This window comes from Shewanella sp. ALD9, from assembly GCF_002836315.1.
GTDB lineage: Bacteria > Pseudomonadota > Gammaproteobacteria > Enterobacterales > Shewanellaceae > Shewanella.
The window spans coordinates 1,052,169-1,077,256 of record NZ_PJCD01000003.1 but is presented as its reverse complement, the minus strand read 5'-3'; the positions used below and the strand labels follow the sequence as shown (position 1 = coordinate 1,077,256).

At 41.1% G+C, this 25,088-nt stretch carries 20 protein-coding genes; 12 read left to right on the top strand and 8 right to left on the bottom strand.

Going from position 1 to position 25,088, the window contains the following annotated elements; all coding sequences use genetic code 11:
* Positions 1-81: 81 nt before the first annotated feature.
* A complete protein-coding gene (cmk, locus tag CXF88_RS12250) occupies positions 82-771 on the bottom strand; it encodes a (d)CMP kinase (protein ID WP_101087087.1) in 690 nt (229 codons plus the stop codon).
* 180 nt (positions 772-951) lie between these two features.
* A complete protein-coding gene (gene aroA, locus CXF88_RS12245) occupies positions 952-2,232 on the bottom strand; it encodes a 3-phosphoshikimate 1-carboxyvinyltransferase (RefSeq protein ID WP_101087086.1) in 1,281 nt (426 codons plus the stop codon).
* 489 nt (positions 2,233-2,721) lie between these two features.
* Here aroA and CXF88_RS12240 point away from each other — a divergent pair, with 489 nt between their 5' ends.
* The 3 genes from CXF88_RS12240 to CXF88_RS12230 all read left to right on the top strand — a co-directional run bounded on the left by CXF88_RS12240 (position 2,722) and on the right by CXF88_RS12230 (position 7,069).
* A complete protein-coding gene (locus CXF88_RS12240; RefSeq protein WP_101087085.1) occupies positions 2,722-3,912 on the top strand; it encodes an amino acid aminotransferase in 1,191 nt (396 codons plus the stop codon).
* A 503-nt stretch (positions 3,913-4,415) separates the two neighbouring features.
* Positions 4,416-5,777 carry an aromatic amino acid transport family protein gene (locus CXF88_RS12235; RefSeq protein ID WP_101087084.1) on the top strand — a complete coding sequence of 454 codons (1,362 nt, stop codon included), beginning with the start codon at positions 4,416-4,418 and terminating at the stop codon, positions 5,775-5,777.
* A 212-nt stretch (positions 5,778-5,989) separates the two neighbouring features.
* On the top strand, positions 5,990-7,069 hold the full coding sequence (locus tag CXF88_RS12230) for a methyltransferase (protein ID WP_101087083.1): 1,080 nt from the start codon (positions 5,990-5,992) through the stop codon (positions 7,067-7,069).
* A gap of 161 nt (positions 7,070-7,230) precedes the next feature.
* On the opposite strand, the gene serC is transcribed toward CXF88_RS12230, so the two are convergent.
* Complete coding sequence (gene serC, locus CXF88_RS12225) at positions 7,231-8,322, bottom strand: 3-phosphoserine/phosphohydroxythreonine transaminase (protein WP_101087082.1); 1,092 nt, start codon at positions 8,320-8,322, stop codon at positions 7,231-7,233.
* 177 nt (positions 8,323-8,499) lie between these two features.
* The gene (gene gyrA, locus CXF88_RS12220; RefSeq protein ID WP_101087081.1) at positions 8,500-11,229 is read right to left on the bottom strand and encodes a DNA gyrase subunit A; all 2,730 of its coding nucleotides are present in this window, start codon (positions 11,227-11,229) and stop codon (positions 8,500-8,502) included.
* Between the two features lie 387 nt (positions 11,230-11,616).
* Here gyrA and ubiG point away from each other — a divergent pair, with 387 nt between their 5' ends.
* From ubiG to yfaE, 5 genes are all read left to right on the top strand, one after another.
* Positions 11,617-12,339, top strand: coding sequence for a bifunctional 2-polyprenyl-6-hydroxyphenol methylase/3-demethylubiquinol 3-O-methyltransferase UbiG (ubiG, locus tag CXF88_RS12215; RefSeq protein ID WP_101087080.1), 723 nt, complete (start codon positions 11,617-11,619; stop codon positions 12,337-12,339).
* A gap of 123 nt (positions 12,340-12,462) precedes the next feature.
* Positions 12,463-13,125, top strand: coding sequence for an HAD-IA family hydrolase (locus CXF88_RS12210; RefSeq protein WP_101087079.1), 663 nt, complete (start codon positions 12,463-12,465; stop codon positions 13,123-13,125).
* A gap of 593 nt (positions 13,126-13,718) precedes the next feature.
* The gene (gene nrdA / locus CXF88_RS12205; protein WP_101087078.1) at positions 13,719-16,007 is read left to right on the top strand and encodes a class 1a ribonucleoside-diphosphate reductase subunit alpha; all 2,289 of its coding nucleotides are present in this window, start codon (positions 13,719-13,721) and stop codon (positions 16,005-16,007) included.
* A gap of 72 nt (positions 16,008-16,079) precedes the next feature.
* On the top strand, positions 16,080-17,210 hold the full coding sequence (gene nrdB / locus CXF88_RS12200; RefSeq protein ID WP_101087077.1) for a class Ia ribonucleoside-diphosphate reductase subunit beta: 1,131 nt from the start codon (positions 16,080-16,082) through the stop codon (positions 17,208-17,210).
* Positions 17,200-17,598, top strand: a complete 399-nt coding sequence (gene yfaE, locus CXF88_RS12195; RefSeq protein WP_101087076.1) for a class I ribonucleotide reductase maintenance protein YfaE — start codon at positions 17,200-17,202, stop codon at positions 17,596-17,598. Before nrdB ends, yfaE begins: the two co-directional genes overlap by 11 nt.
* A 23-nt stretch (positions 17,599-17,621) precedes the next feature.
* Here the strand turns inward: yfaE and CXF88_RS12190 are convergent, their stop codons facing one another.
* The 3 genes from CXF88_RS12190 to CXF88_RS12180 form a co-directional block, all read right to left on the bottom strand.
* A complete protein-coding gene (locus tag CXF88_RS12190) occupies positions 17,622-17,918 on the bottom strand; it encodes a hypothetical protein (protein ID WP_101087075.1) in 297 nt (98 codons plus the stop codon).
* Between the two features lie 455 nt (positions 17,919-18,373).
* A complete protein-coding gene (locus tag CXF88_RS12185) occupies positions 18,374-19,186 on the bottom strand; it encodes a hypothetical protein (RefSeq protein ID WP_242445154.1) in 813 nt (270 codons plus the stop codon).
* 16 nt (positions 19,187-19,202) lie between these two features.
* Positions 19,203-20,351: a BamA/TamA family outer membrane protein gene (locus CXF88_RS12180; protein ID WP_101087074.1), complete on the bottom strand. Its 1,149-nt coding sequence runs from the start codon at positions 20,349-20,351 to the stop codon at positions 19,203-19,205.
* 585 nt (positions 20,352-20,936) lie between these two features.
* On the opposite strand from CXF88_RS12180, the gene CXF88_RS12175 reads away from it, so the two are divergent.
* Together CXF88_RS12175 and CXF88_RS12170 are read left to right on the top strand one after the other, a co-directional pair.
* Complete coding sequence (locus tag CXF88_RS12175) at positions 20,937-21,800, top strand: PA4780 family RIO1-like protein kinase (protein WP_101087073.1); 864 nt, start codon at positions 20,937-20,939, stop codon at positions 21,798-21,800.
* A 466-nt stretch (positions 21,801-22,266) separates the two neighbouring features.
* Positions 22,267-22,593, top strand: coding sequence for an EF-hand domain-containing protein (locus tag CXF88_RS12170; RefSeq protein WP_101087072.1), 327 nt, complete (start codon positions 22,267-22,269; stop codon positions 22,591-22,593).
* Positions 22,594-22,781: 188 nt separating this feature from the next.
* Here CXF88_RS12170 and CXF88_RS12165 read toward each other — a convergent pair whose 3' ends face one another.
* On the bottom strand, positions 22,782-23,075 hold the full coding sequence (locus tag CXF88_RS12165; protein ID WP_101087071.1) for a hypothetical protein: 294 nt from the start codon (positions 23,073-23,075) through the stop codon (positions 22,782-22,784).
* A gap of 288 nt (positions 23,076-23,363) precedes the next feature.
* Between CXF88_RS12165 and CXF88_RS12160 the strand changes: the two genes are divergently transcribed.
* The gene (locus CXF88_RS12160; protein ID WP_242445141.1) at positions 23,364-24,038 is read left to right on the top strand and encodes a haloacid dehalogenase type II; all 675 of its coding nucleotides are present in this window, start codon (positions 23,364-23,366) and stop codon (positions 24,036-24,038) included.
* A gap of 152 nt (positions 24,039-24,190) precedes the next feature.
* Complete coding sequence (gene yghU, locus CXF88_RS12155; RefSeq protein ID WP_101087069.1) at positions 24,191-25,060, top strand: glutathione-dependent disulfide-bond oxidoreductase; 870 nt, start codon at positions 24,191-24,193, stop codon at positions 25,058-25,060.
* Positions 25,061-25,088 lie beyond the last annotated feature (28 nt).

Sequence of the window (25,088 nt, the reverse complement as noted above, 5' to 3'; positions counted from 1 at the left end):
CCATCCTAGATGTGGAGTCTAGTAATATTATTCGTGTCATCCTTAACACGAATACCTACTGCACAATAATCGACCATTCGATTACGCAACAGTAATTTTTTGTCCAACGTATTCAAGTACTTGCTTCAATACATCTTCAATACCTATGCCGCTTGTATCAATAACAAGGGCATCATCAGCTGGGACTAGAGGTGAAGCGGCGCGATTGATATCACGGTCGTCTCGTTCAATAATTTCAGCTAAAAGGCGGTCGATTTTAACATCGAAGCCCTTGTCCTGCAACTGATTATAGCGTCTTTGCGCACGTTCTTCAGCAGACGCAGTTAAAAATATTTTTACTGGTGCTTTAGAAAAAACCACTGTGCCCATGTCGCGTCCGTCGGCAACAAGTCCTGGAGCGGCACAAAATGCACGTTGACGGCGTAATAATGCCTCACGTACGCGTGGTAATGCAGCCACTTTTGAGGCAGCATTTGAGCATTCTTGTGTTCGAATGGTGGTGGTAACATCTTCACCTTCGAGAATCACTTTAATGGCATCTGCCTCGGTGCCCGTTAAAAATTGAACATCAAGGTGTGCAGCCAATAAGGTCAGTGCTTCTTCGTTTTCTAGCTCAACATCATGATGAATAGCGGCTAAGGCTAAAACACGATAAATCGCACCACTGTCTAACAAATGCCACCCTAAATGTTGTGCCAACAATTGGCATATCGTCCCTTTCCCTGCACCGCTTGGGCCATCGACTGTGATCACTGGAGATCGTTCAGACATAATTTCCTCCGAAAATAATCTATCTTCCTTGAAAAGATAAAGGGTTCATCAAAATAAGCGCGCGCATTGTATAACAAAAAAATCTTAATTACTGATGAATTTTCGGTTATTAAAACCAAGATCGCCCTTTAGCACATACCTGATGCGCTAAAGGGTCCGTTTTAATTCCGCGCTGTAATATTATTTTGCTAGCTGTACAAATTGAGCAAAGTAATCTGGAAATGTCTTAGATGTGCAGTCTGGATCGTTAATGGTGATACCACAATCAGCAAAAGCCATCATTGAAAAACACATTGCCATACGATGATCATTATAGGTATCAATTGCTGCAGTATTTAATTCTGCAGGTGGTGTAATGGTAATATAGTCATGGCCTTCTTCAACTGTCGCGCCAACCTTACGTAATTCAGTGGCCATGGCCGCTAAGCGATCAGTTTCTTTAATACGCCAGTTATATATATTGGTCAGTTTTGTGGTGCCCTTGGCAAATAAAGCCGCTGTTGCAATGGTCATTGCAGCATCAGGGATATGATTCATGTCCATTTCTATCGCGCGAAGGCTCGATTTTCTGGCAATAATGAAATCATCGCCCCACTCGATATCTGCTCCCATTTGGGCTAACGCATCGGCAAACTTAACATCGCCTTGGATACTTAAGCGTCCAACACCAGTGACTTTAACTTCACCGCCTTGGATAGCGCCTGCAGCGAGGAAGTAAGATGCCGATGAAGCGTCGCCTTCTACCAGTACTTTACCGGGTGAGACATATTGTTGACCGGCCTTAATTTCGAAACGTTGATATTGATGATTGATCACTTCAACACCAAACTGCTTCATTAGCGCAATGGTGATATCAATATAAGGCTTAGAGACAAGCTCGCCTTTAATATTAATGTTGACGCTGTCTTTGGTCAGTGGCGCGACCATGAGTAATGCGGTTAAAAACTGGCTTGATAAATCACCGGCAATGTCAACATTGCCGCCATTTAAGCCGGTTGCCTTAATGGTTAATGGTGGAAAACCGTCATTTTTAAGATACGTGACATCGGCACCTAATTGACGCAGCGCATCGACCAAATCACCAATTGGGCGCTCCTCCATGCGAGGCTCACCGGTTAAGGTAAATTCGCCATGGCCTAATGTGAGTGCGGCGCATAATGGTCGCATTGCAGTGCCTGCATTGCCAAGAAATAAACTCTGTGCGTCCACAGATGAAACAGCGCCACCTAAACCGGTTAATTCACAAACAGTATTATTGTCAGACAGCTGGTAATGCACACCTAACTGCTTTAATGATGCCAACATATAGCGAATGTCATCAGAGTCGAGCAAGTTAGTCAGAGTGGTTTTACCCTGCGCTAAAGTGGCTAGTAACAGTGCACGGTTTGAAATGCTCTTAGAGCCTGGAATGTTAATTTCGCCATTCATGCGAGTAATTTGGTCTAGACGCAGTTGTTTCATTAATACTCTTCTTTAGTGTTGCACTCATTAAACGTCTATCGACCGAGATATGAGTAAAAGGCTTCGCTGGAGAAATAAGTGTGACATTGTTAACGTGATGCGGATCGGTGCACATCTTAAAATACATGTCACTGGCAATTTTTCGGTACAGTTTGCTAATAATTTACTAAATAATTCTTCGTAACCCTACGTTACTGATTGTCAGCAAGGATTCAACCGTTATTTTGTGTTTTAGGTGACTTTTATACTCAAGTTGAATTTATTTTATCTTTATCGCTTTTTTTATTAGCAAATCGGACCACAACATTGGCTATTTCACCTGTCAGGCTTAGTTGCCAGAAATCGTAACAACCCTCTTGCTAATATCCCATCACAGCTGATTTAGCAGTTCTTTATTGATGTAAATCACGTTATGCTTAAGACCATAATGCATATATTGTTAGCTTATTTCGCCCTCATGCCTGTAATTTTAAATAAGAAGGTCAATTCATGTTCAATTCATTAACCGCGATGCCTGCCGATCCGATTTTAGGCCTATTGACTCAATACCGCGAAGACAGCCACCCAAATAAAGTCGATTTAGGTGTGGGCGTATATAAAGATCCTGTTGGTCATACACCTATTTTAGATTGTGTAAAAGCCGCCGAAAAAATTCGTTTAGATACCGAAACAACCAAAGTGTACATCGGCCCGACTGGCTCTGCGTCATTTAACCAACTTATGGGTGAATTAGCTTTTGGTGCTAGCCACAGTGCATTACTGGCTAACCGAGTGCGAACAGTGTCAACCCCTGGCGGAACCGGTGCTCTGCGCGTTGCTGCTGACTTTATTAAGCGTTGTAATCCTAATGCAGTGTTATGGGTTAGCGACCCAACGTGGGCAAACCACACGGGTTTATTTGAAGCAGCTGGTGTTACGGTGAAAACCTATCCGTATTATGACTACGACAGCAAAACCCTTAAATTTGATCAAATGCTGGCAACCTTAAATACCATTGGTAAAGATGACGTAGTGCTTTTACATGCTTGTTGCCATAATCCAAGTGGCATGGATTTAACGACTGAGCAATGGGATGAAGTGGTTAAGGTTACGGTTAAGCAAGGCTTTACGCCATTAATTGATATGGCTTATCAAGGTTTTGGTGACGGCGTAGATGAAGATGCTTATGGCGTACGTCAAATGGCTGCAGCAGTTGAAAGCATGATTTTATGCAGCTCTTGCTCGAAAAACTTCGGTTTATACCGCGAACGTATTGGCGCTTGCTCAATTGTGGCGAAAGATAGTGCAACTGTAGATGTTGCCCAATCGGTATTGTTATACGTAGTGCGCTGTATTTATTCTATGCCGCCAGCACATGGTGCTGCGATTGTTGAAACCATTTTAGGCACCCCAGCCCTCAAGCAACAATGGTTAGACGAGCTAAAAGTCATGCGCGACCGTATTAACGGTAACCGGGCAATGTTGGTCAATCAATTAACGGCCAATGGTGTTGACCGTGACTTTAGTTTTATCGCCCGCCAAAAAGGGATGTTCTCATTTTTAGGTGTTAAGCCAGAACAAGTGGCAACCCTTAAACAGCAATACAGTGTGTACATGGTCGGCTCAAGCCGCATCAGTATTGCTGGTATTAGTGAAACTAATGTTGATTATTTAGCGAAATCAATCGCGGCAGTGCTATAACCGATACTATTTAGATAATGGTTAGCAAGTAACATTACTGTATAAACAAGGTCGCTAAATGCGGCCTTGTTTATGCTCAGTCTAAAAAGTTGTCTGCTTACCCCCTCAAAATGACATAAAAATCAGTTATCAAAAATAGCCATTTTGTTATTCCATCATAATTCCCCAAGACCGCAATCCGAGTTAGGTTAACTTACCTGCCCTTGTAAATAGCAGGCTCAAGTGATGCCAAATATCAGCAATGCAATTTATCGAATTGAGTCAATATGCCTAATACATAATACCGTTAATTCTTGGGTCTCGATTTAAGTAATCGCACTGTTAAATCTATAGGTGATGGTTGTATATGAATTGAAGCTGCTTGTCGTTTTTAATTTACGCTCATCGGGATACAGCTCCCATTGCATGAACATTATTAACATAATGACTCTGTAACTGTTTAATTTTTCTTAAAAAGAGATAGCCTGACGCTGAATTTAATATATCAACAAAGCGAGTCAGCCATGCAAAATGAAACCATAAGTGTACAAGAGATCCCCGTATCCTCCGTTGTTTCAGCCACTGGCTGGTCACGCCAGGATACCACTTGGATGTTGAGCTTGTTTGGCACCGCGGTTGGCGCCGGAATTTTATTTTTACCGATCAATGCGGGAATGGGAGGGTTTTGGCCATTAGTGTTAATGGCACTCATGATAGGCCCAATGACCTATCTCGCTCACCGTGGATTATCTCGTTTCCTATGTTCATCAGCGATTCCTGGCAGTGACATCACTCAGGTCGTTGAAGAACATTTTGGTACTGGAGCAGGTAAAGCGATTACTTGGCTGTATTTTCTCGCCATATATCCTATTGTATTAATCTATGGCGTTGGGATAACTAATACCGTCGACAGTTTCATTATTAATCAATTAGGCATGTTTACCGAAGTGCCAAGAATGTTACTCGACGGTACGCCTGCACTGACGGAAGCTGGCGGGCAAATAATCGATAAAGTCAGTGGTATTCCACGTTGGCTGCTTTCGGGAATGCTCATCTTAGGCATGATGTCGGTGATGGTTGCTGGTGAAAAATTTATGCTCTCCGTGACGCGATTATTAGTCTATCCGTTAGTCGCAATCCTTGCTTTTATGTCCTTGTACCTCATACCAGACTGGAAGTTTGATGCATTAATGGTTGTGCCTTCGACAACTAATTTTCTTGGGACTGTCTGGTTAACCATTCCAGTGTTGGTATTTGCCTTTAACCATTCACCCGCTATCTCACAATTCTCGGTTTCACTCAAAAAAGAACACGGCGCGAATGCCTCCCATAAAGCCGATGTCATCCTCCGCAATACAGCCATTATGTTAGTCGGATTTGTGATGTTGTTTGTGTTCTCTTGTGTACTGTCGTTAACACCGGCGCAGTTATTAGAAGCTAAAGCCGATAACTTGCCGATATTGTCTTATCTTGCCAACGTGCATGAAAGTGGCTTTATCAGTTATTTTGCCCCTGTCATTGCTTTCATCGCCATTATTTCATCTTTCTTCGGTCACTATATGGGTGCCACAGAAGGGTTAAAAGGCATTATTGTTAAGCAATTACCGGATAGCAGCAAGCCAGAAAACAGCACAAAAGTGGATAAATTTATTTTAGGGTTTATGTTTATCACCACCTGGGGCGTGGCGATTATGAATCCAAGTATTCTGGGTATGATTGAAGCGCTTGGTGGCCCGGTGATTGCGGCTATTTTGTATCTCATGCCAATGTATGCGATATACAAAGTCCCGGCACTGAAAGCCTACCGCGGTCGAGTAAGCAACATATTCGTCGTCATTACCGGTTTATTATCTATGACTGCCATTCTTTTCGGCTTGCTGAGTTAAATAAGATAATTTGGGCGGGCTCACACCCGCTCGAATTATTGATTGAGGCAGAGTTTTGTATAAAAAACTCAGTCAAATGTCATGTTATGCTTCAACTTCTATTGTTATACATTTATCAAAAAACAAAAACTAGAAGTAGCTCAAAACCTTACTAGCATTATCTTGCTACTATAAAACCCATATCACCTCCTTCCTTTGAGTTAATACGGTTAATGTCTTTTTACCAATCTCCCAAAAAAATGTCTGCATTTGATGCTAAGTTTGAAGCACAAAAAATAGCCTTCGCACCGGTAAGCTTTCAAGTCGCCCGTTGCTTAAGTCAATTTGGCTTATTGGCAAAAGTTGATGACGCCGGAGACGAAGGTATTAGCTTAATTCAACTGATTCAACATTTTGAACTGTCTGAGTATGCCATTCATGTATTGCTCGATATGGGGTTAAGCATGGGCATTTTTTGGTGTAAGGATGATCGTTATCGACTCGATAAAACGGGCTATTTTTTGCTTCATGATGATATGGCCGCCAAGAACCTAAACTTCGTCCATGATGTTTGCTATCAAGGCTTGTTTGATCTTGATGATTCACTTAAGCAAGGCAAAGCAATAGGACTTAAACACTTTGGCGATTGGGATACTATTTACCCAGGGTTAAGCCAGCTACCTGAACAAACTAAAAAAAGCTGGTTTGAATTTGATCATTATTATTCAGATCATGCCTTTGACAGCTTATTACCTTTGATTTTCAAGTCAGAACCGGCTCATATTATTGATGTGGGCGGTAATACCGGTAAATGGGCATTTGCCTGCACCCGCTATAATAAAAACGTCAACGTCACCATAATGGATTTACCCGGTCAACTTGCTGTGGCAATGAAAAATGCCCAAGCATGTTTGGTTGCCGACCGCGTTCATCCATTTGAAACAGATTTGCTTGATAGCAACAAACCGTTTTACCAAGGAGGTGATTTGTATTGGATGAGTCAATTTTTAGATTGTTTTTCTAAACAACAAATCATCACTATTCTTCGGCGCACAGTGGCTGCGATGAAACCTGGCAGTGAACTGTGTATTTTAGAGACCTATTGGGACAGACAGCCACACGAAGCGGGCGCCTATTGCGTTAACGCAACCTCGTTGTATTTTACCGCGATAGCCAATGGAAATAGCCGGATGTATCACAGTAAAGATATGCTTAAAATGATCAATGAGGCTGGCTTGTATGTTGATGAAGACATCGACAACATTGGCCTAGGTCATACTTTATTGCGCTGTAAATTAAAGCCGATGAATTAACAGAACGGCAATTCCGCAATAACCAGTGGCAAGAAGTTCGAACAGTAATATAGCGATAACATACACATTTATTGATGGCATAAAAAAAGCGAATGCTGTTAGGCATTCGCTTTTTTTCTTTACTAAGCCGATCTTACCGTTAAATAAATAAACGGTTCGAATTAACTGTGCTTTACGGCGAAGTTATTCATAAAGTCCACTAAGGCTTGCACACCCGCTAGCGGCATGGCGTTATAAATACTGGCACGCATACCACCGACAATACGATGACCTTTTAACGCCACTAACCCAGCCTGCTCCGCTTGGGCTAAAAACTCACTGTCTAAGGCATCATTCACTAGTTGAAAGGTGACGTTCATGCGTGAGCGGTTTTGTGATGCTACACCGTTTTTATAAAACGGATTGCTGTCGATACAAGCATACAATAACGCAGCTTTTTGTTGGTTCACTTCAGCCATCGCACTTATGCCGCCATTTGCGGCTAACCACGCAAACACTTCCGAGGCTAAATACCAAGCAAACGTTGGCGGCGTATTAAACATAGAACCATACTCAACGGCAACGCGATAATCCATTACTGATGATTGCGGCAGACTTGGCAGTTTAAGCATATCGTCACGCACAATGACAATCGACAAGCCTGATGGACCAATGTTCTTTTGCGCGCCGGCGTAAATAAGACCGTACTTGCTGACATCAATTTCATGCGACATGATGGTCGATGATAAATCAGCAACAATTGGCCATGGACTGTCTAACTCTTCAAAAATCTCGATACCATCTACGGTTTCATTTGAGCAATAGTGCACATAACGATAATCTTTATCGATTGCCGTTAAGTCCGGCAGTTTAACCTGATGAAGCCCATTGATTTGCTCAACAATATTGATACTGTCAATATTGTGCTCGCTTACCAATTTCTTCGCTTCAGTTACCGCTGCCGATGACCACTGACCACTGACCAAATAAAGTGCCTGACCATTATCGCCAAGAAAGTTATTCACTACGTTAGAAAATTGAGCCCGGCCACCACCGTGCATAAATAACACGTGGTAATTTGCAGGAATGTTCATCAATTTGCGTAATGTCACCTCTGCTTGCTCGGTCAGCGCAATAAACTCTTTACTGCGATGACTGATTTCCATCACGGAGACGCCTAGGCCATTCCAATCAATTAATTCCTGTTGTGCTTTTTGCATTACAGCTTGAGGTAACATGGCAGGTCCAGCACAGAAATTATAAATCGCGCTCACAGACAACTCCTTTGACAAATAATCAATATAGACAATAACAATTTAACCGTAATAGTAAGTATTTTACGGGTTGATGAATAGGCCTTTATTTACCTATTTTGATGAAATTTATTCCGTAAAATAAAACGAGCGCCATAAGGGCGCCCGTTCGAGGATATCTACAACAAAAGTAATCTATTACTCTTGTTCGTCATCTCCGGTTTTGGCTTCGTCTGCATCTGTTGCTTCAACATCGTCAGTTGACTCAGCATCTGTCGCTTCAGCATCGATAACATCGCTTACTGGAATAACATTGCCTTCTTCGTCTAACAACTCTTCAGTTTGAATTTCTTCAATACGCTGCAAACCAACGACTTTCTCGTCTTCTGCGGTACGGATGATAGTCACACCTTGAGTGTTACGACCAATAATGGATACGCCTTCAGCAGGAGTACGCACTAAGGTGCCTTTATTACTGATCAACATGATTTCGTCAAATGTGCCTACTTGAACTGCACCGACGACTTCACCATTACGTTCACTGACTTTAATTGATACCACGCCTTTAGTACCGCGGCTCTTCGCTGGATATTCACTCAGCTCAGTACGCTTACCGTAACCATTTTCAGTTACGGTTAAAATAGCACCGTCACCTTTAGGTACAATTAACGACACCACTTTTTGGCCAGCATCAAGTTTAATACCACGAACACCGGTAGCAGTACGACCCATAGGGCGCAGTGCAATAATTTCTTCGCCAGTTTCAGCATCAATCTTCACTTCACCGGTTTCAGAATCACGCGCTTTTTCATTAAAGCGAACCACTTTACCTTCATTAGAGAACAACATAATGTCGTCACTACCTTCAGTAATATCAACGCCAATTAATTGGTCGCCGTCTTTTAAGTTCACCGCAATAATGCCATTTGCACGAGGGTTACTGTATGCAGTTAATGCTGTTTTCTTAACGGTACCATGTGCTGTAGCCATGATGATAAATTTATCATCTGCGTATTCACGTACTGGTAGGATTGCAGTAATGTGCTCACCGTCAGACAGTGGTAATAAGTTAACAATAGGACGACCACGGGCAGTACGACTTGCCAATGGTAATTGATACACTTTTAACCAGTACATCTTACCAAAGTCAGAGAAGCACAAGATGGTGTCATGGGTGTTTGCCACCAATAACTTTTCAACAAAGTCTTCATCTTTTACTTTAGTTGCCGCTTTGCCTTTACCACCACGACGCTGCGCTTGGTAATCTGACAGCACTTGGTATTTCGCATAACCTAAGTGAGACAAGGTCACTACAACATCTTCTTCATTGATTAAGTCTTCAAGACTCATATCAATTTCGTTGGCGTTAATAATGGTGCGACGTTCGTCACCGTATTGCTCAAGTATTTCTTCTAGTTCTTCTTTAATCACTTCCATCAGACGCGATGGAGTACGAAGAATGAATAACAAACCTGCAATAAGAACTAAAAGCTCTTCATATTCAGCTAAAATCTTGTCATGTTCTAGACCGGTTAAACGGTGCAGACGTAATTCCAAAATCGCTTGGGCTTGTTGCTCAGTTAAATAGTACTGACCGTCACGGATACCGAACTCAGGCTCTAACCATTCAGGGCGTGCAGCGTCATCGCCAGCTTTTTCAAGCATGCCTTGTACATGGCCTAATTCCCAACCTTGTGCAACCAATTTTGCTTTGGCTTCAGCAGGTGTAGGTGAAGCTTTAATAAGCGCAATAATAGGGTCGATGTTAGCCAATGCAATGGCTAGTGCTTCAAGAACATGAGCACGTTCACGGGCTTTACGCAGTTCAAATACAGTACGGCGCGTGACCACTTCACGACGGTGAAGAATAAAACACTCAAGCATTTCTTTAAGGTTAAACAATTTAGGCTGACCGTTAGTCAATGCCACCATGTTGATACCAAAAGAACACTGCATTTGTGTTTGAGAATATAAGTTGTTTAGTACAACCTCACCCACTTCACCACGTTTGATTTCAATAACAATACGCATACCGTCTTTATCAGACTCATCGCGTAGGCCACTGATACCTTCTAATTTTTTATCTTTAACAAGCTCGGCAATTTTTTCAATCAAACGGGCTTTGTTAACTTGATATGGAATTTCATGAACAATAATACGTTCACGACCATTGTCTTCAGTTTCAATTTCCGCTTTCGAGCGCATGATCGCGCGACCACGGCCAGTGTGATAAGCATCGATAATGCCTTTGCGACCGTTTATTGACGCTGCCGTTGGAAAATCTGGACCTGGAATGTATTCCATTAACTGTTCAATCGATAAACTTGGATCTTCGATTAACGCCAAACAGCCTTTCACTACTTCTGTTAAGTTGTGAGGTGGAATGTTAGTGGCCATACCGACCGCAATACCTGATGAACCATTGATTAATAAGTTCGGTACGCGTGTTGGTAACACCGCAGGGATCATCTCTGTGCCATCGTAGTTAGGCACAAAATCCACAGTTTCTTTTTCAAGGTCGGCTAATAATGAATGCGCCAACTTTTGCATGCGGATTTCGGTGTAACGCATCGCCGCTGCAGAGTCACCGTCGACCGAACCAAAGTTTCCTTGTCCGTCAATCAATGTGTAGCGTAGCGAGAACGGTTGCGCCATACGTACAATTGTATCGTATACAGCAGTATCACCGTGTGGGTGATATTTACCAATTACGTCACCAACGACACGAGCGGATTTTTTATATGGTTTGTTCCAATCGTTTTTTAATTCGCTCATTGCGAACAATACTCGACGGTGAACTGGTTTTAAACCGTCACGGACGTCAGGTAATGCACGACCTACAATTACGCTCATGGCGTAATCAAGGTAAGAATTTTTAAGTTCGTCTTCGATGTTAATTGGCGAAATAGATGATGCCAGATCAGTCATAAACTGCGCGTTCCCCTAAAGTGAGCTGACAATAAAACTTCCATATTATTATCTAGCTTAAAAACGTGATTTGGCATTCTAACACAGATATTTAATGTCGCCAGAGCAAAGACCAGCCAAATGCTCTATCACTCTTAAAAATTACAAAAAAGCTAATATTTTCAGCTAATTTAGTTTATTCATTGGCTAATATACGACTAAATTTGAGCAACAATTATCGTTAACTTGCTGATGATTTAAGCAGTTGATAGCATAAAACATCCATTTACCTCGCTTAAATGGATATTTTATGAGCAAGCGTAAACGGCAAAAGCCATTGTTGACTACTATTCGCAAAGGTTATCGCTATAATAGCGACCATACTTTATTACACACTTAGGTTACGTTATGTCACACGCTGAACAATCGACACCCAATGTTGATCCACTCGAGATCGCAAAATTTGAAGCCATGGCGCAAACGTGGTGGGATCTCAATGGCGAGTTCAAGCCATTACATTTACTTAATCCACTGCGTTTAAACTACATTGACCAAACCGCTGAAGGTATTTTTGACAAAAAAGTACTTGATGTTGGCTGTGGTGGCGGTATTTTGTCAGAAAGTATGGCGCGCCTAGGTGCTAACGTTGACGGTATTGATATGGGCAACGCACCACTTGAAGTGGCAAAACTACATGCTTTAGAGTCTGGTGTTACGGTTAATTACCTCAAAACAACAGCCGAAGCACATCGCGATAACCACCGCGAATATTATGATGTGGTCACTTGCATGGAAATGCTCGAACATGTACCCGATCCCCAATCAGTTATTCAAGCCTGTTGTGACATGGTTAAACCTAATGGATTTGTGTTTTTCTCAACCATAAACCGTAATATGATGTCGTATTTAAAGACGATTATCGGCGCAGAGTATTTATTAAAAATGCTGCCAGTTGGTACTCACGATCACAGCAAGTTTATTCGCCCATCGGAACTGATGGCATTGGTCGATAACACCGACTTATTGTGTAAAGATGCGCTGGGAATTACCTACAATCCATTGTCGGGTGTGTTTAAGTACACTAAAAGTGTCGATGTAAATTATATGATAGCCACTCAAAAAATTGATTAATCATCCAGGTGATTCTTTTCAACATTTCAATGTGAATGCACCACAATAGCGTTATGTTGTGCCAATAACGCTATAAAGGGCTTGCACTGTCTATTGTTATTTTCTCTCGTTAGGAGCTAGCCCTTGCATAAACAAGATATAAAAGGAGTGCTGTTCGATTTAGACGGTACCTTAGCCGATACCGCACCAGATTTAGTACAGGCATTGAATCTCAGCTTGGATGAAGCCGGTTTTAACGTCCAACCGCTTGACTTGATGCGCCATGCGGCATCACATGGCAGCTTATATTTAGTTAAAACGGCCATTCCAGATGCCGATGAACAAGTACAAATTACCATCCAGCAAGCACTACTTCAGCATTATGCCCGTATCAATGGTGACAACAGCCGTTTATTCGCTGGCTTACCCGAACTATTATCCTTATTTGATGCCCAATCGATTCCTTATGGCGTAGTGACCAATAAGCCGGCTCGATTTGCCAGGCCATTAGTGGAAAAGCTTGGTTTAACTCATAAATTGAAAACCATGATCAGTGGTGATAGCACTCGTCACTCTAAACCTCATACCGCACCAATGCTGTTAGCAGCACAACAAATTGCCATTGCTCCTCAAAGTATCTTATATCTAGGTGACGCTGAACGTGACTTAGTCGCCGCCCACAATGCCAGTATGTTAGGCGGCGTTGCGTTATGGGGTTATTTATCTGCGACAGATAAACCTGACACATGGCCAGCAGGCAAACAATTTCAACACGGAGCCTCACTTAAACAGTTTTTCACTGATTAATGACAGTGTTCGGCATCGGTTTAGCGGGTTAATTTTTGGGTAAATGAACAAAGCATGAGTGAAGTTTAACGGGTCTTATTAAGCTTAAATGTACAGTTAACAGTCATCAATTTCTACCCGATCAAAACCAACAAAAGATCAACCAATAAACGGTCCATTTTTTTTGATCGCTGTTTATTTTAGCGATCAAATTTTTATCATTTGATGGATTAAAAAATATCATTTATCAAAAACTCTTTATGAATTTGGGCTCTAGGGTTAGTTGTCACTAACCCTGCCGTTTATCCTCAAGTTATCCACAAGAAGTTAATGAAATTGTGGCTTGCAATAAACCTCAAACCTCACTATCTTGTATCTTAGATTTTAAATAACACCATATCTTGTGTGTGGCTGACAATCAAAACACTACTCCACGACGTTCCAAAGGATGTAGTGGCTAACTGAACGTACTGGTGTTTAACTACCACGTTGTGAGTACATCAGGTTGATTGTTTTAACATGGAATTGTTTTGTAACTGGTTCGGATCGAATCAAGCAGCACTGCATCCAACAACAGATCACATGATTAGATATAGAACCAAGGCCTCTCTTCAATGAATAGCAATATGACAGTCACTAAACGCAGTGGCGAACGTGAATCTATCGATTTAGATAAAATTCATCGCGTAATCACTTGGGCAGCCAAGGGATTAAAAAACGTCTCAGTATCTGAAGTAGAACTTCGATCTCATCTGCAGTTTTTTGATGGCATTCCAACAGAAGCCATTCATGAAACGATCATTAAAGCTGCGGCTGACTTGATCTCTCCAGAGTCACCCGACTACCAATTTGTGGCTGCCCGCTTAGCGGTGTTCCACTTACGTAAAAAAGCGTTTGGTCAATTTGAACCACCAACGTTATATGACCATGTCACCAAATTAGTTGAACTGGGTAAATATGACATGCATATCATGGCTGACTACAGCCGTGAAGAATTAGACACACTCGACACCTATATCGATCATTGGCGCGATTTGAACTTCTCTTATGCCGCGGTAAAGCAACTTGAAGGTAAATACCTGGTTCAAAACCGTGTCACCCATGAAGTGTACGAAAGCGCCCAGTTTTTATACATCTTAGTCGCAGCATGTTTGTTTGCCCGTTACCCAAAAGAAATTCGTTTGAAGTACATTAAAGACTTCTATGACGCGACGTCTCTGTTTAAGATTTCTTTACCAACACCAATCATGGCCGGTGTGCGTACCCCTACACGTCAGTTCAGCTCATGTGTATTGATTGAGTGTGATGACAGCTTAGATTCAATCAATGCGACTGCATCGTCTATCGTTAAATACGTTAGCCAACGTGCTGGTATTGGTATTAATGCGGGTCGTATTCGTGCCCTTGGTAGCCCTATTCGTGGCGGCGAAGCATTCCACACCGGTTGTTTACCATTTTATAAGTATTTCCAAACTGCAGTGAAGTCGTGTTCTCAAGGCGGCGTACGTGGCGGTGCAGCAACGCTATTCTATCCTTTATGGCATCTAGAAGTTGAATCGCTATTAGTACTAAAAAACAACCGTGGTGTTGACGACAACCGTGTACGTCATCTTGACTACGGTGTGCAGTTAAACAAATTAATGTACCAACGTTTGATTAAAGGCGAATATATCAGTCTATTCAGCCCATCAGACGTGCCTGGTCTTTACGATGCATTCTTTGAAGACCAAGTTGAGTTTGAACGTTTATACCTTCAGTATGAACAAGACAGCAATGTCCGCAAAAAACAAATTAAAGCGGTTGAACTGTTTTCATTGATGATGCAAGAACGTGCTTCTACTGGCCGTATCTACATTCAAAACGTCGATCACTGTAATACTCACAGCCCGTTTGACTCTAAAGTTGCGCCAATTAAGCAATCTAACTTATGTTTAGAAATTGCTTTACCGACTAAGCCACTTAAAAACATCGATGATCCAGACGGTGAAATCGCGTTGTGTACCTTGTCAGCACTTAACTTAGGCGCAATTAAAGATTTATCAGAGCTTGAACCATTAGCTGATTTAGCTGTTCGTGCGCTAGATAACTTACTTGATTACCAAGATTACCCAATTAAAGCTGCGCAAACGAGTTCAATGAACCGTCGTACCTTAGGTATTGGGGTGATTAACTTTGCTAACTATTTAGCTAAAAACGGTAAAAAGTATTCAGACGGTTCAGCTAATAACTTAACTCACAAAACCTTTGAAGCAATTCAGTTTTATTTACTGAAAGCGTCGATGAACTTAGCAAAAGAGCAAGGTGCATGTCCGTTATTCCACGAGACAACTTATTCGAAAGGTATTTTACCTATCGACACCTACAAGCGTGATTTAGACAAGATTTGTGACGAGCCATTGCACATGGACTGGGAAAGCTTACGTAGCGACATTAAGCAGTACGGTTTACGTAACTCAACCTTGTCTGCGCTAATGCCGTCTGAAACCTCATCGCAAATTTCAAATGCGACTAATGGTATCGAGCCTCCACGCGGTTTAATTAGCGTTAAAGCCAGTAAAGATGGTCAGTTAAAGCAAGTCGTTCCTGATTTTGAATTACTGAAAGATAAGTATGAACTGCTGTGGAATATGCCAAACAACGATGGTTACATCCAACTTGTTGGTTTAATGCAGAAGTTTATCGACCAAGCTATTTCGGCTAACACCAATTATGACCCAAGCCGTTTTGAAGGCGGTCGTGTACCGATGCAAACATTGTTAAAAGACTTGTTAAGCGTCTACAAACTGGGCATTAAAACATTGTATTATCATAATACTCGTGACGGTGCTTCTGATCAGTTTGACGACATTATTGCTGTCGAAGAAGAAGACGATGGTTGTGGTGGCGGTGCTTGTAAGATCTAATCATCACTTTATGTATATTTAGCGGGGGCCTTCCCCGCTTTTTGAAAAATGCGTTTTCAGGACACCTAAATAATGGCTTACTCAACATTTTGTCAAACACCTAACGATTCTACCAAAGAACCTATGTTTTTCGGTCAATCGGTTAATGTGGCACGCTACGATCAACAGAAATATGAAGTCTTTGAAAAGCTAATTGAAAAGCAATTATCGTTTTTCTGGCGTCCAGAAGAAGTTGATGTCAGCCGTGACAAAATTGATTTCGGTAATTTGCCTGAACATGAACAGCATATTTTCTTATCAAATCTAAAATACCAAACATTACTCGACTCAATTCAAGGCCGTTCACCGAATGTGGCATTTTTGCCTTTGGTATCGCTACCAGAATTAGAAACGTGGATAGAAACATGGTCGTTTTCTGAAACCATTCACTCGCGTTCGTACACCCACATTATTCGTAATATTGTTAATAACCCATCTGTGGTATTTGACGATATTGTGCAAAATGACGAAATTTTAAAGCGTGCCGGTGACATTGCCGCTTATTACGATGACTTAATTAACCTCACCCAGATTAATAACTTGTTAGGTGAAGGAACGCACATTATTAACGGTAAAGAAATCACCGTTAATTCACGTATTCTTAAAAAGTCATTATATTTGTGCATGATGTCAGTTAATGCCTTAGAAGCGATTCGCTTCTATGTCAGTTTTGCCTGTTCGTTTGCCTTTGCAGAGCGCCGGGTCATGGAAGGTAACGCTAAAATCATTCGCTTAATTGCCCGTGATGAAGCATTACACCTCAATAGTACACAACACATTTTAGCCCTGATGCAAGGTGGTAAAGACGACCCTGAAATGGGAGAGATTGCTGCAGAGTGTAAGCAAGAAGCGTATGACTTATTTGTTAAAGCGGCAGAACAAGAAAAAGAGTGGGCTAAGTACTTATTCAAAGATGGTTCGATGATTGGCTTAAATGAACAGATTTTATGCCAGTACGTTGAGTTTATTACTAACCAACGGATGAAGTCAGTTCACTTACCTCAACCTTATGATGAACAGTCAAACCCACTACCGTGGATGAAAAACTGGTTAGAAAGTGATGCAGTACAGGTTGCCCCACAAGAAGTAGAAGTGTCATCTTATCTTGTTGGTCAAATTGATTCTTCTGTTGATGGCGACGAGTTTTTAGATTTTGACCTATAAAAATTTTTTCAAAAAAGCCCCTATCGTGAGCTTGAAAGGACAGCCGGTTATTTTATTTGACGGCCAACATTCAAGCTTATTAGAAGCGCTTGAGTCGAAAAAAGTAAAAGTGTTTTCAGAGTGTCGTAATGGATTTTGCGGCGCGTGTAAAACCACAGTGATATCAGGAGAAGTTAAATACTTCTCCGAGCCACTAGCTGAACTTAAATCAGATGAATGTCTGCCCTGTTGTTGTGTACCTGAGGGTGATTTAAACCTCAAACTATCAACTGAAGGTGTACAAGTGGTGGCTAAACGTCAATATGTTTCAACCAATGACACTCATAAGCCAACAACTGCGTTAACCCAACAATTACAGGCTAACCCTAAACTTGTCCACGAACGTTAACTTATCGTCCCGTTAACACCCTTCTAGATGTTCAAAGCAACACTTAGCAACACACGTTTACCCGTCTCAATCTTAGTCACGCTATGCTCATATTTATCTGGACGAAATAAATATACTCGTCCCCATAAGTTCATGATGCATTTGGCACAACGAAACACCCCGCCCACTTTAGGTTGTACAAGAACAAAGTTGAGTTTGTAATAGCGGCCTTGTTGTACCGGATCGATATGTGTCATCACACGATGATGAGTATGGTAGGTCACCAGATTTATCGATAATATTCGACTGCTAAAAATGGCTTTATTGATCACCTTGGCCATGGTATCTCCAATGGGAACATCAGCAGCAGATTATACCTATTCGATAAAAATTTTGGGGCATATTCACCAGCCAAAATCATATAACATAGACGACACGATTTCATCAGGTTAGTCAGCAACTAACGCCATCGAGCTTATCGAAGGGATATTGTTGCTTGATAGCTTGTACAGAAAAAAGTCTATTGATGATCTTGCTTGGCTAATATTAAGGTATCGAGATTAATCCTTTAATCATTATTGACTCGTGCTAATAATGATTAATGCTAGTGTAGATAATGGCTATGGCTAGAGTAGATAATGGCTAATGCTAAAATAACTAGCATAAATAGTGATGAGTCAGCCACCTCCCATAACGAGTAAATCAATTCTCTATAGTGTCCATTTATGGCAATAATACCGTGAAAATTAGGCTCATTGACGCGTCAATAAGCCTAATGACGTAACACGAGGTAAGGTTAGCTCTCCGTCATGGTATCGCAAGATGAAACATAATGTTCAAGCTCAATAACACCTTGCAAAATCATCCCATGATAATGGGCTTTCACCAGTTGATAATTCATACTTGGTGCAAAGTAATACGTCACCTCTTCGGCCCCGGTTTGCTCCACCGGAATAAGTTGTATCTCCCCCAAAGACGCAATGGTAGCGGTTAATTCGTCCTTTACATAAAATTGATAAGGTTCAATTGCATCTGAAGCTTGCCTAATTAACGCAAATTGACGTCGGCCAGCGAGTAAGTTTTCGCGGATTTGAATGGCTAAGGTGTCTACATCCCTTAATGGTATTTGGCTTGAGGTATAATTCTCAATATCGCCATCAACATCCACTCGTGACTCAAGGCCATTATTGTAAAAAGTGGCTTGCATGTCTCGTGAGCGAAAACCGGTTACCTGCTGATGAAAACTATCGGTTAGCCATTCATTGCGGTTATTTGACCACGATAACTCAGTACGTTGTTGATATTGAGTGCCAATCCCTAGAATACTGGCTTCACTCTTTGAGGTTATAACAGCAGATTTACCCTGCCAGTTCTCAGTACGGTTCATCTTACCAGTGTGTAGACCACTGAGATAAATAGCGTAATTAAAGCTTCGCTGGCAACTGTGTGGAATGTCACTGGCCAAGGCACTATTACTCTGCAATAAGCCACTAACCAAACACACACTTATCAGTATTCTCGGGACTAGGACACCAGCTACCGCCAACGACCTGTTGTTACGACACCCGGTCATCATAAGCATAAGCTTCACTCGCGACATTACTGTCATCATCAATAGTATCGCCTTAAAAGACTTCATTCACATTTAGGTAGAAGTTAGTTTCATTTTCACCGACCCCTACATCAAATCGTAAATTAATATTGTCTTTAATTTTGAATCGAAATCCTGTGCCATAGGCCGTTAATAGCGTATCGGTTAGCTCACTCACTTTAGGTGCCACACTACCAACAGCGCCCCAAAATACCATGCCATAACGTTGGAACACTGGTAAGCGATATTCAACTTGCCCCATCATCATTTGCTCGTCACGATATCGGCCTCTAATGTAACCTCGCATCGCGTCGGAGCCACCAAGATCAGGTAATAGATTCCAAGGTACATCGCCACTGGTTAGATGACCTTGCACTTGCCATGCGATTAAACCCGGTGTCGAGCCTAAATCAATATAGTTCGCTAATTCAATATTATAAGTAGAAAACGAATCGAACTGGTCATTTTGGTATAATCCAGCATCAACCTGAAATAACCAGCCTTTTGTTGCGTTTAAACGGTAATCTCTTGAATCATAAATACTGGTTACTACAACACCTGAGCTAAAGTTGTCTGGCAGAAGCGTACTTGAATCCACAGGAGCTTCTGTTGCGACTAATTCTAAGCTGTCGGCCGTGGTATAAATAAAGTCAGCACCCACACCAATAAAATAGTTACTGGCAACTTCGGTCATCCAACGCGGCTTAAAACTATACAGTTGTTCTTTGAACTCATGATGATTAAGGTCTTGGTCGCCTTGTTCAATCCCTATTCCATAATAAACAGCAGCTTCATTATGCAGTTCTAAGTCAAGCAACAAACGCTGTTTACCTTGATTTAAAAACGTCATATTTTCTACCGTGACGCCATAAGAATTGTTCACAGAAGCAAATGAATTCAACACCAATGATGAAGGCTGTTGTTCACTTGATGCGTTATCTGTTTTGTATAACCCCACCATAAGTAAACCCACACCAAACTTTTTCTCTGGGGTGTAATAAGCCGTAGGTAAATAACTCATATCAATAGCTTTAGTATCATCGAATTCACCATCCGCGCCAAAAACCGACAAAATGTCATCAATCCATGTTGGTTGCATATCTTTGGGGGTTTCAAATAAAGGTTCAACTGCGGTTGCGGCGTTAGAAAAAACAAATAGTGTTAAAAGTAAGGTCCGTTTCATAAAAACTCTATTAAAATGTTAAAAAAAATAGGCGTGCATGATGACTTCCATGCCAAATTTTGGAATCACTATTCAATGAGTTATCGACAATAATCGCTTCAAATAATAGCCGATTCAGATAAGAATCAAATAATAACTAAATCAAAAAAGATTATCCTACTCATCACTCAATACTGACTGAAGAAGAACTTAAGTCTTGCTGAAGTTCTCCATCATTAAATACAAGATATTATACTGCGTTAAATGATGGCCTTTATACCTAACGTTAGTTTAGGCGTATCATCAGCAATCTTTTTATCTATAGGCGTAACTGATATCATTACGCTAAATGACGGCCGCTAATATAACACGTTTGGCTGCTCTTTTTAGTGATAACTCAACATTCACCCCATCGATATCATTCGGTAAAAGGATCAAAATCGACTATATTTAGCTGAACGGCTACAGCATTTCTATCCAATAAACAAGAGTCTACAAAGCACAAATTCAGTACTATTGAGCCTCATTTAATCAGTAGCCCATCAGCAAGTAAAAATTATTTCCTTAGATATATCATCCAGCGCGCAAGTAAGGTATAACGACGCTATGAAAACGCCTATACGATTACAACCACTGGTTGACGATGGTCTCGTCGATGAAGTGATAAGCCAACTCATGAGTGGCAAAGAAGCTACGGTCTATATGATCAGATGTGGCGATGCGATTCGCTGCGCCAAAGTGTATAAGGAAGCCACTAAGCGCAGTTTTAAAAAAGCAGCACAATATCAAGAAGGTCGAAAAACCAAAAACAGTCGTCGTGGTAGAGCCATGGAAAAAGGTTCTAAATACGGTCGTGAAGAACAAGAAAAAGCTTGGCAGAATGCCGAGGTCGACGCGTTATATAAATGCGCCGCCGCTAAAATTAGAGTACCAGTGCCTTATGGCTGCTTTGATGGAGTGCTATTGATGGAGTTGATCACCAATATTCATGGTGATGTTGCACCTCGATTAAATGATGTTACTCAGATGAGTGCTGAACAAGCGCAAACGCAGCATTACGTTATGATGGGTTATGTCGTACGAATGTTATGTGCAGGTATTGTTCATGGCGATTTATCAGAGTTTAACGTGCTCGTAGATCAGAATGGACCGGTTATCATTGACCTGCCCCAAGCTGTTGATGCATCAGCAAACAATAATGCCAAAGCGATGTTATTTCGTGATGTGAATAATATGACAGACTATTATTCTCAATTTGCCCCAGAATTAGCCGCAACAAAATATGCTAAAGAAATGTGGGCCTTGTACGAACAAGGTGAATTAACGCCGGAAACACAATTGACCGGTTTATTTGAAGAAGACACAACAGCGGCTGACGTCGATTCTGTATTAGAAGAAATTAACGCTGCATTTGAAGAAGCCCAAGAAAGACGCGAGCGCATGAGTGATGCAAACAGCGACGAGTATTAAATCGATCGTTTATTCACTCATGTGAACACCTAGGGAGACATTCCGACAAATTATCGAATAAGTGATCGAATACGCTATCGAATAAATTGTCAGGTTAATGTCTCCCTATTTAATTAGCCCTTCTCCTTTAATTAACGCCAAGCTAACTCAAGTTGACAGCGAATTCCCCCCGAGTTAATACCGAATTAAACCGCTTTTTTTAATTAAGCAGCAAGTGGGTTAACCATAACCGCTGGTTGCCTAAACGCTGCACATTTCTGAGGCGATAGTTAACCCTCTTGTCAGCAAACACAATGGTCTCATTACTGGCTAAACCTCAATCAATTGCTTTTTCCCACATAGTCATGAGTGAATCGTTATGTTTGCTAAAAAGTAATATGATCAATTTGCACACTTTATATAACCTTGTTTTTTACGTGGGTAAATAGGCGTATAATAATATTGGAAAGTTAACAAGGAGAATATTATGAGTAGCTATGTTCTATCAGTATTACTCGTTTGTCTGACTATTTTTATGTCAGCTAATGTTATTGGAAATGAAAATGGAATGATGAGAATGTCTCAGATGCCTGCATTTTCCGATTTTGATACTAATCAAGACAAATTGATATCTGAAGAGGAATTTGAACGCTTTCAAAAAGCCAGGCAAGCATTGCATCAATCTGAAGGGCGACTATTAAAAAACGCATCGGATTGTGATGAAATGTTTGAGCGTATCGATTTGGACCACAATAAGTTTATTGATACTGAAGAGTTTCAATCTCATCACGAAATGATGAGAAATTCTAAATAATCACAGTTTGGGATATCTACATAATCTCAGCTCGGGATAATAATCAACATCGCTTTAGAGAGGTAATCAGCATCACCTCTCTTTTAAATACGCTATAGCATAGCAAACGACTTAGTTGTATCTACACCTGCAAGATATAGCGCTATTTTTCCACACCATCGCTAAAATTACTCATTACTCATTACCCATTACTCCTGCGCTGCAATAAGCTTACTTTTAAATACGCCATAAAAAGCAATACAAGCACCAGCAAAACCTAAAAACGAGCATATTAAGCGATAATCAGTGTTGTCGATGAAGAAGTTAGCCACACTGAATACCAACAAAATGAATAAGCCAATATTTTTGGTCATCATCATTTTAGGCTCGAACATCAACCATTGATCACATTTAGGGCACTGTGTTTCAACCCCATGTTTACCTTTACGGACTTGTTTAAGCGCTTTACGGGCAAAGATACCCTTACAACGAGGACACTCCATTTAACATTACCTTCAATAAATTTTATCAATATAATACAATGAATTAACTCTACATCAAAGTTTTCCTTGAGAGCCAATATTGCAGAGCAAGCTAATATCATTTAATAACTCACACCATTTGGAACGTTCGTTCAAAATAGTAATTGAACGAATGATATAGTTAGTTTATAGTAACTCATGGCTCACATTATGAGCACGCTAACTCGCTACAAATAGAACTTATTGGCAAGTATATCAAATGATAAAGAGCTTAAGCACTTGGCTCATAACCCAAATGGAACAATGAACATGCATAAAATGATTGGATTTGATGTTTACGGCACATTAGTGGATCCAGTGGATATGGGCCAGCATCTGCAGCAATTGATTGGCGACAAGGCACAAGCATTTGGTCAATTATGGCACGATAAAAAAGTCGAATATGCGTTTCGTCGTGGCTTAATGCAGCAATATGAAGATTTTGGTGTGTGTACCCAGCAAGCTTTACAATATTGTTTGTCTGTTTTCAACGTCACACTGTCAAACAGCGAACAACAAGATTTACTGGCGAAATTTAGTCAACTCACGGCTTTTGATGATGTCATTCCTGGGCTAGCGTTACTGCGCAATCAAGGTCATACCCTCGCCGCTTTTTCAAATGGACCTGAAGTTGCGGTTCGTACGCTTATGCAAAATTCAGGCGTTTTACCGCAGCTCCATGACGTTATCAGTGTTGATGACCTAAAGACGTTTAAACCTAACCCCGCCGTTTACCATTATTTAATGACTCGCACCCAATCTGACCTCAATCATTGTTGGATGGTGTCGAGTAATCCATGGGATGTTATTGGTGCAAAAGCCGCCGGACTGAATACGGCTTGGATCAAAAGAGACAGTAAAAAAATATTTGACCCGTGGGGCATTGAACCAGACATAACCGCCAGTAGTTTAATCGAATTAAGTGAACAACTGGATGCCCTGTAATAAATAACTCACATGCTGTATTTAAACAATATAAGCATAACTCATACGCGTTGATGCTAATACATTAAAGCTTTACACGCTACACTAACAACATTGTGCTAAGCGCATTATCAATTTACTTAACCTGCTAACAGGTTGTACAAGGATATTTTATGACTAACCAATATACCCCGCCTAAAGTGTGGCAAAATAATAACAATGGCGCTAATAAGTGGGCGAACATTAATAGCCCTGAGTCAGGTGCAAGATTTGATAAAGTGCTGCCTGTCGGAGAGCATGCTTTGCAACTCTACTCTCTTGGCACACCAAACGGGCAAAAAGTAACTATCATGTTAGAAGAGCTACTGGCCTTAGGCATTAAAGAAGCTGAATATGATGCTTATCTGATTAACATCGGGGAAAAGGATCAATTCTCGTCAGGGTTCGTTGCCGTTAATCCAAACTCAAAAATTCCTGCTTTATTGGATAAATCAGCTAATGAAGACGAAAACGTGTTTGAATCTGCTTCAATTTTGGTTCATCTAGCAGAGAAGTTTAACCAATTCCTCCCTAAAGATGGCAAAGCCAGAACGCAAACATTTAACTGGTTGTTCTGGGCCCAAGGTTCAGCGCCATTCCTCGGTGGCGGCTTCGGTCACTTCTATGCTTATGCCGATGAAAAGCAGGAATATCCAATTAATCGCTTTGCTATGGAAGTTAAACGCCAGTTAGATGTGCTAGATAAACAACTGGCAAAAAACACCTTTATTGCTGGTGAAGAATATAGCATTGCAGATATTGCTATTTGGCCTTGGTATGGCAACTTAGTATTAGGCAATTTATATGAGGCTGCCGAATTCCTAGAAGTAGAGACTTATACCAATGTTGTTCGTTGGGCTAAATTGCTTGAAACTCGTGAAGGGGTCCAACGTGGTCGTATCATCAATCGCTCTTGGGGCGAAGAATGGGAACAAGTTCCTGAGCGTCATTGCGCTGAAGATATTGATAAGGTTCTAAAACTGCGTCCTAGCACAGTAAAATAAGTCAGCCGCTAAAGTTTGGCGCGATTGT

What these genes read in the sequence shown, in the direction of transcription:
- nrdB (WP_101087077.1), top strand. Translation starts at nt 16,080, where the DNA reads ATGGCTTACTCAACATTTTGTCAAACACCTAACGATTCTACCAAAGAA.
- CXF88_RS12180 (WP_101087074.1), bottom strand. Translation starts at nt 20,351, where the DNA reads ATGAAACGGACCTTACTTTTAACACTATTTGTTTTTTCTAACGCCGCA.
- CXF88_RS12160 (WP_242445141.1), top strand. Translation starts at nt 23,364, where the DNA reads ATGCATAAAATGATTGGATTTGATGTTTACGGCACATTAGTGGATCCA.
- CXF88_RS12190 (WP_101087075.1), bottom strand. Translation starts at nt 17,918, where the DNA reads ATGGCCAAGGTGATCAATAAAGCCATTTTTAGCAGTCGAATATTATCG.
- cmk (WP_101087087.1), bottom strand. Translation starts at nt 771, where the DNA reads ATGTCTGAACGATCTCCAGTGATCACAGTCGATGGCCCAAGCGGTGCA.
- yghU (WP_101087069.1), top strand. Translation starts at nt 24,191, where the DNA reads ATGACTAACCAATATACCCCGCCTAAAGTGTGGCAAAATAATAACAAT.
- aroA (WP_101087086.1), bottom strand. Translation starts at nt 2,232, where the DNA reads ATGAAACAACTGCGTCTAGACCAAATTACTCGCATGAATGGCGAAATT.
- CXF88_RS12185 (WP_242445154.1), bottom strand. Translation starts at nt 19,186, where the DNA reads ATGACAGTAATGTCGCGAGTGAAGCTTATGCTTATGATGACCGGGTGT.
- CXF88_RS12175 (WP_101087073.1), top strand. Translation starts at nt 20,937, where the DNA reads ATGAAAACGCCTATACGATTACAACCACTGGTTGACGATGGTCTCGTC.
- ubiG (WP_101087080.1), top strand. Translation starts at nt 11,617, where the DNA reads ATGTCACACGCTGAACAATCGACACCCAATGTTGATCCACTCGAGATC.
- CXF88_RS12230 (WP_101087083.1), top strand. Translation starts at nt 5,990, where the DNA reads ATGTCTTTTTACCAATCTCCCAAAAAAATGTCTGCATTTGATGCTAAG.
- nrdA (WP_101087078.1), top strand. Translation starts at nt 13,719, where the DNA reads ATGAATAGCAATATGACAGTCACTAAACGCAGTGGCGAACGTGAATCT.
- CXF88_RS12170 (WP_101087072.1), top strand. Translation starts at nt 22,267, where the DNA reads ATGAGTAGCTATGTTCTATCAGTATTACTCGTTTGTCTGACTATTTTT.
- gyrA (WP_101087081.1), bottom strand. Translation starts at nt 11,229, where the DNA reads ATGACTGATCTGGCATCATCTATTTCGCCAATTAACATCGAAGACGAA.
- CXF88_RS12235 (WP_101087084.1), top strand. Translation starts at nt 4,416, where the DNA reads ATGCAAAATGAAACCATAAGTGTACAAGAGATCCCCGTATCCTCCGTT.
- CXF88_RS12240 (WP_101087085.1), top strand. Translation starts at nt 2,722, where the DNA reads ATGTTCAATTCATTAACCGCGATGCCTGCCGATCCGATTTTAGGCCTA.
- CXF88_RS12165 (WP_101087071.1), bottom strand. Translation starts at nt 23,075, where the DNA reads ATGGAGTGTCCTCGTTGTAAGGGTATCTTTGCCCGTAAAGCGCTTAAA.